Raw genomic sequence first — 6,000 nt, 5'->3', positions numbered from 1 at the left:
TCGTCATGCCCGGGCTTGTCCCGGGCATGACGATGCGGAGGCTTCAGTACTTCGGCTCGTACATCTGGGACTGAACCAATCCCTTCACGTCGTTGGGCGCGGGTCCGTCCGCGAGTCCGCGCTGATAGGCGACATCGGCGACGGCGGCAGCGATGCGGACCGAGACCTCGCGGATGCGCGGCAGCGCCGGGTAGAGGCTGCCTTGCGCAAGATCGTCCTTGCCGACGCAATCGGCCAGCGTATGGGCGGCCGCCATGAACATCTCGTCCGTCACCAGCCGCGAGCGGCTGGCGATGACGCCGAGGCCGACGCCCGGGAAGATGTAGGAGTTGTTGCCCTGGCGCGGCACGAAGGTGCGGCCGTTCAGCTTCACAGGATCATACGGGCTGCCGCAGGCAAACAGCGCGCGGCCCCCGGTGTAGCGGTAGGCGTCCTCCGCCGAACATTCGGCCTTCGAGGTCGGGTTGGAGAGCGCGAACACGATCGGCTGTTCGTTGAGCTCGGCCATCGCCTTGAGCACCTCGGGCGTGAAGGCGCCGCCGACCGCGGCAACGCCGATGATCGCCGTCGGCTTCAGCGTCCTGATCGCGGTGAGGAAGTCGGCGATCGGCGCCTGGTCGGCATGGGCATAACGGAGCTTGTGACCGGACAGGCCTTCACGGCCGCCAACGACCAGGCCGCGGGAATCCACCAGCCAGTTGCGGCGGAGCGCTTCGGCCTCGGAGGCGCCCTCCGCCATCATGGCGGACGTCACGAGATCGGCGATGCCGGTCGCGGCCTCGCCCGCGCCGAGGAACAGGATGCGCTGATCCTTCAGCTTGCCGCCGTTGACGCGCAAGGCCGAGAACAGGCCGGCGAGCGCAACCGCGGCCGTGCCCTGGATGTCGTCGTTGAAGACGCAGGCCTCATCGCGGTATTTGTGCAGCAGCTTGAACGCCGAGTGGTTGGCGAAATCCTCGAACTGGATCAGCACTCCCGGAAAGCTCTTGCGCGCGGCGACCATGAACTCGTCGACGAAGCTGTCATAGGCCTCGCCCGTGAGCCGCCGCTCGCGCAGGCCGAGATAATACGGGTCTTTCAGGAGCTCTTCGTTGTTGGTGCCGACGTCGAGCACGATCGGCAGGCACGTTTCGGGATGCACGCCGGCGCAGGCCGAATAGAGCGAGAGTTTACCGACCGGAATGCCCATGCCGTTGGCGCCGAGATCGCCGAGGCCCAGGATGCGCTCGCCATCGGTGACGACGATCAGCTTGGCCGGATAGGGCCAGTTCTTCAGGATCTCGGCGATCTGGCCGCGATCGCGCGAGGAGATGAACATGCCGCGTGGCCGCTGGAAAATCAGGCCGTATTTCTGGCAGGCGAGCCCGACCGTCGGCGTGTAGATGATCGGCTGGATCTCGTCGATATTGTCGACGACGACGCGGAAGAACAGCGCCTCGTTGCGGTCATGCAACGCATTCAGCGCAACATATTTTTCGAGATCGGTCGGCAGCGTGCGCAGGTTGACGAGCACGCGCTCGACCTGGGTCTCCATCGTCAGCACGCAAGGCGGCAGCAGTCCGCGCAGGCCGAGCGCATCGCGCTCCTGCGCGGTGAAGGCGGTGCCCTTGTTGAGCAGGGGATCGCGCAGCAGCGCCATGCCGTGCACGGAATCGGACGATGTCGAATGGGCGCTGACCCGAGCAGGTCTATTCACGAATTCCCCCAGGGAGTTTCTTATTGAAGGGCGAGCATTGTCGGCCAGCACTCACCTGAGATCAAGGACGCAGAAAACTGCGGCAGGCATTGTGATCCCGCACCGCAGCGAGGTTTTGGTGACAGACCGCTCGTCGTGCGCACGAAAAAGGTTAACGCCGCGAGGCTCTCGCACCTCATGGTGAGGAGCGCGGAACGCGCGTCTCCGGACGATGCTTTGCATCGCCGGGCGAATCATGCAGGCCCTGCTCTCCGCGGCGCATCCTTCGAGACGCCCGCTCCGCGGGCTCCTCAGGATGAGTCAGTGGTATGGGCGACAGCGTTACTCAGCCTTGATGTCGGCGGCCTTCACGATCGGCCACCATTTCTCGGTTTCGGCCTTCTGGAAGGCTCCAAGCGCTGCGGGTGTTTGCTGATCGGGCGGAGGAATCTCCTGTCCCAATTCGCCAAACCGCTGCTTGACGGAAGCGTCGGCAAGCACGGTGACGATGGCCGCGTTGAGCTTCGTGACGATCTCCTTCGGCGTATTTCTCGGCGCCCAGATGCCGTGCCAGTAGGAGATGTAGAGACCGGGCAGCCCCGCCTCGTCGACCGTCGGGATATCGGGCGCGGAGGCGAGCCGCGTCGGCGACGTCACCGCGAACGCCTTGATCGCACCGTTCTTGTAATGCGGCAGCGAGTTCGAGGCCTAATCGAACATGATGTCGATCTGCCCGGCCACGAGGTCGATCATGGCGGGCCCCGCGCCGCGATAGGGCACGAACTGGAAGTCGGTGCCGGTTCTCTCCTTGAAGAAGACACCGGCGACGTGGGCCCCTGTGCCGGCGCCGGCGGTGCCGGCAGTCACCTTGCCCGGATTGGCCTTCAGCCACGCGATCATCTCTTTCAGAGTGTTGGCCTCGAGCGACTTCCGGCCGACGATGAGCTGCGTGCCCATCGCGATCGTCGCGACCGGTTCGAAATCGGCGATCACGTCATAGGGCAGCTTGAAAATCGCGCCGTTGAGCACATGCGTGCCCCAATGGCCGATCGTGATCGTGGTGCCATCAGGCGTTGCGCGCGCGACGCGGGCGCCGGCGATGCTGCCGGAGGCGCCCGCTACGTTTTCGACCACGATCGTCGCGTGCAATTCGGCGGCGATGCGTTCGGACAGGATGCGTGCCAGCGTGTCGGTCGGACCGCCCGCCGCGAACGGCACCACGAGGGTGATCGGCCGCGACGGAAACGGCTGCGCGCTCGCAGGAGCGGTCCACGCCGCACATCCGAACAACGCACAAACGACGATCACATGACCACGCAGTCCAGCCCACCGCCCCTGCATTCCATCCACCCTTTTTTGCTGCCCGCATGTCGTCAGCGGGCTGGGGCGAAGTGAACGCTGCCGGTTCGACCAAGGCAAGCGGTAAGTTTACCGCGCCACTATCCTGCGGCTCGACGCGGCGTCAGATGAGCGGCGTTGTCAGCCGGCGGCGCGATGTGCATCAGGATGGTCTGGGTGGCCGATGCGACCTCGATGCCGTTGTGCTGGAAGCGCTGCTTCATGCGGCGGTTGAATTCGCGTTGCACCGGCCAGCGGCCGGCCTCGGTGCAGCGGATCTGGCCGACGATCGACACCATGGCGCCGTCGACCTTGTCGATGCCCCAGAGCTCGAGATCCCCGCGGATCAGGCTGCGGAATTCCACCTCGCGGCGCATCTCGTCGACGATGTCCTTCAGGATCTGGCCGGCGCGGTCGGTATCCTCCTTGTAGGCGACGTTGACGCTGACGGACGCGTTGCCGGCGCCACGGCTGGCATTGGTGATGGTCGTGACCGCGCTGAACGGCACGATGTGCACGGCACCGTCGCCGGCCCGCAGCCTGATCGTGCGGATCGAGACGTTCTCGACCACGCCCGATAGCCCGGACACGCTGACGCTGTCGCCGACCTGGACGGTGTTCTCCAGCAGCAGGAACAGCCCGGTGATGAGGTCCTGCACCAGCTTCTGCGAGCCGAAGCCGATGGCGATGCCGACGATGCCGGCGCCCGCCAGCAGCGGCGCGACGTTGACGCCGATCTCGCTGAGCGCCGTGAGGCCGACGACGGTCGCGATCACGCACAGCAAGGCCGTGCGCAGCATCGGCTGAAAGGTCCGCAGCCGCGCGGCGCGGGCATAGTGCCCATCGCGCGACAGCGTATTGATCTGGCGGTCCAGCAGCGCGTTGCTGGCTTCCCAGATCGCAGCTGCGATGAACACGGCAAGTCCGATCGTCACCACCGCCGAGATCAGCCGGCTGCCGATCTGGCCGCCATAGAACCAGACGATGGCGTCGACGCCCCAGACTTCGAGCACGGCCACCAGGCCGATGAAGGCGATCACGCCAGATACGATCTTGCGCAGCAGCGGCAGGTAGCGGTTGGCGCGGATCTCGAGGCCCGGAAACCGCTGGAGGATTTCCGGCTTGATGCGGAAGCCGCGGTCGATCAGGCCCAGCGTCAGCATGATGGCGACACGCGTGATCAGCGCCACCGCGATGGTGCCGACGAAATATTGCAGCAGCAACGAATAGCCGTTGCGGATGTTCAGCGCCCACACCGCCCACAGCGCGAGGTCGAGGGCGATGGCAAGATAGTGCCAGCCGCCCGCGATACGGTTGCGCAGTCGCGCCGCGAGCCCCTGCCGGTCGGCCGGCGCGCGGATGGCTTCGGCGACCTGGCGGCGGCATTGCAGGATGATGACGACGATGAAGAGATGCACGACCAGCATCACCATGCGCAAGAGCGCGGCATAGCCGGCGCGATGCAGGCCGAGCAGCAGCGCCACGTTGGCAAAGGCGATGCCGGAGACGCCGACGCCGACGATACGGCGCGCCCAGATCTCGATATAAGCGGCGGTTTCGGCCTTGACCGGAAACAAGCCGAACGGTCCCGCCAGCACACAGACCACACAGATGAGCCCGCGCGAGAACGCATAGGCGTTGACGACGGCGAGGATCACGAGGCGGACGGTGGTGGGCTCGCCGATCTCGGTGCCGAGCAGCGCCGTGGCGACTCCGACAAAGACCAACACGGGTAGCAGCTCGAGCAGGAAGCGTCCCAGCACGAGCGGCAGCCGCAGCATGATTTGCCAGGCCCGCGCCAGGCTGTGGCGGCGCATTTGCAGTTCGGGCGCCGGGGTGACATCGGCGACCGATGACGGCCGATCGGCAATGGGCAACACCTGCACCGGCAGGCGCGCCGTTTGCGGCATGCGCCCTTCCAGGAACGCGACGGGGCGGCGGATCAGACGGAAGATCACCCATTCGGCGCAGAAGGCGCCGCCGAACACCAGCGCGAGCTTCCAACCGATCTCGATCAGGAGATTGTAGGCCGCGGGATCGTTCGCGGTCCGCACGATCCAGTAGTAGAACGCCGGGAAGTGCGTGAGCGTCCTGGCCGTATCGGCGACGTCTCGCGAAATTTCGCCGATCTCCTCGGACACGGTGAGCATGAGCTGCGCACCAAGGCCGTCGGCCGCGAGCGGGATCGGCGATTTTGGCTCGGGCGCGGGCTGCTGTGGACCTGACGCATTCGCGATCACGCGCAGCGTGTCGATCATCTGCGCGCGCTTCTTGTCGTCCTGCAGCGTGTCCAGCGCGCGCTTGGCCTCATCGGGCGACAACGCGGCAGCGCTATTGGCCGCCGGTGCGGGCGGCGCGGCGCGGGTGCTGGAGAGAGATGAGATCGCGATCAAGAGCGCGGCGAGAAGCGCGGAGGCAAGCTTATGCGACACGAGGGATTCCCTGGGAAAAATGAATGCGACGGCGACGTCGGGACCGTCACCGCCGAAGCACATGCATCATGTCGGATCGACGCTATTCGCCCGGGCGCTGTGTCGGAAGTTGGCCAATGAGGCGACATTCTCTTGGCATTTGCCGCGGTGCAGGAAACGGGAACCGCGGTCTCAAGGCGAGGGATGCGTATGCGGCAGCATTTCAATGCAGATGGATGCAGTTAAGCCTCATCCTGAGGAGGCCGCGAAGCGGACGTCTCGAAGGACGAGGCGCTCGCTCGGGGGCCGCCGAGACGTCATCTGCGATCGCCCCGATATGCAATAGCCCTGCGTCATTCCGGGAGTCGGCCCGGAATGACGCGATGAGGAGGAGGAGGAGGAGAGAATCAGGATGTCAAAAGCGCGGCGGCCGCGTCACGGCCATCCGACATAATTCGGTGTGATGCAATCGATGTGCTGCAGAATACAGCGCCGGGCAGGTAGGGGCTATGCCACACTGATGCAGCCCTCTAAACCTTGGCCCGGCGTGCCGTTCGCGGTTTTCTGCCGCTATGC

General features: G+C 65.5%; 2 protein-coding genes and 1 pseudogene. All 3 read right to left on the bottom strand.

What is annotated here, in order from left to right; translation table 11 throughout:
- Positions 1–43: 43 nt before the first annotated feature.
- The 3 genes and pseudogenes from IVB47_RS06225 to IVB47_RS06215 all read right to left on the bottom strand — a co-directional run bounded on the left by IVB47_RS06225 (position 44) and on the right by IVB47_RS06215 (position 5,445).
- Positions 44–1,696, bottom strand: a complete 1,653-nt coding sequence (locus IVB47_RS06225) for an NAD-dependent malic enzyme (protein ID WP_346730781.1) — start codon at positions 1,694–1,696, stop codon at positions 44–46.
- Between the two features lie 321 nt (positions 1,697–2,017).
- Positions 2,018–3,016, bottom strand: a pseudogene (locus tag IVB47_RS06220) (tripartite tricarboxylate transporter substrate-binding protein).
- Between the two features lie 98 nt (positions 3,017–3,114).
- Positions 3,115–5,445 carry a mechanosensitive ion channel domain-containing protein gene (locus tag IVB47_RS06215; RefSeq protein WP_247460407.1) on the bottom strand — a complete coding sequence of 777 codons (2,331 nt, stop codon included), beginning with the start codon at positions 5,443–5,445 and terminating at the stop codon, positions 3,115–3,117.
- Positions 5,446–6,000 lie beyond the last annotated feature (555 nt).

The organism is Bradyrhizobium sp. 62 (genome assembly GCF_023073035.1).
Lineage (GTDB): Bacteria > Pseudomonadota > Alphaproteobacteria > Rhizobiales > Xanthobacteraceae > Bradyrhizobium.
Note: the sequence above shows the minus strand (reverse complement) of the source record. Positions and strands in the feature narration are given on the sequence as shown.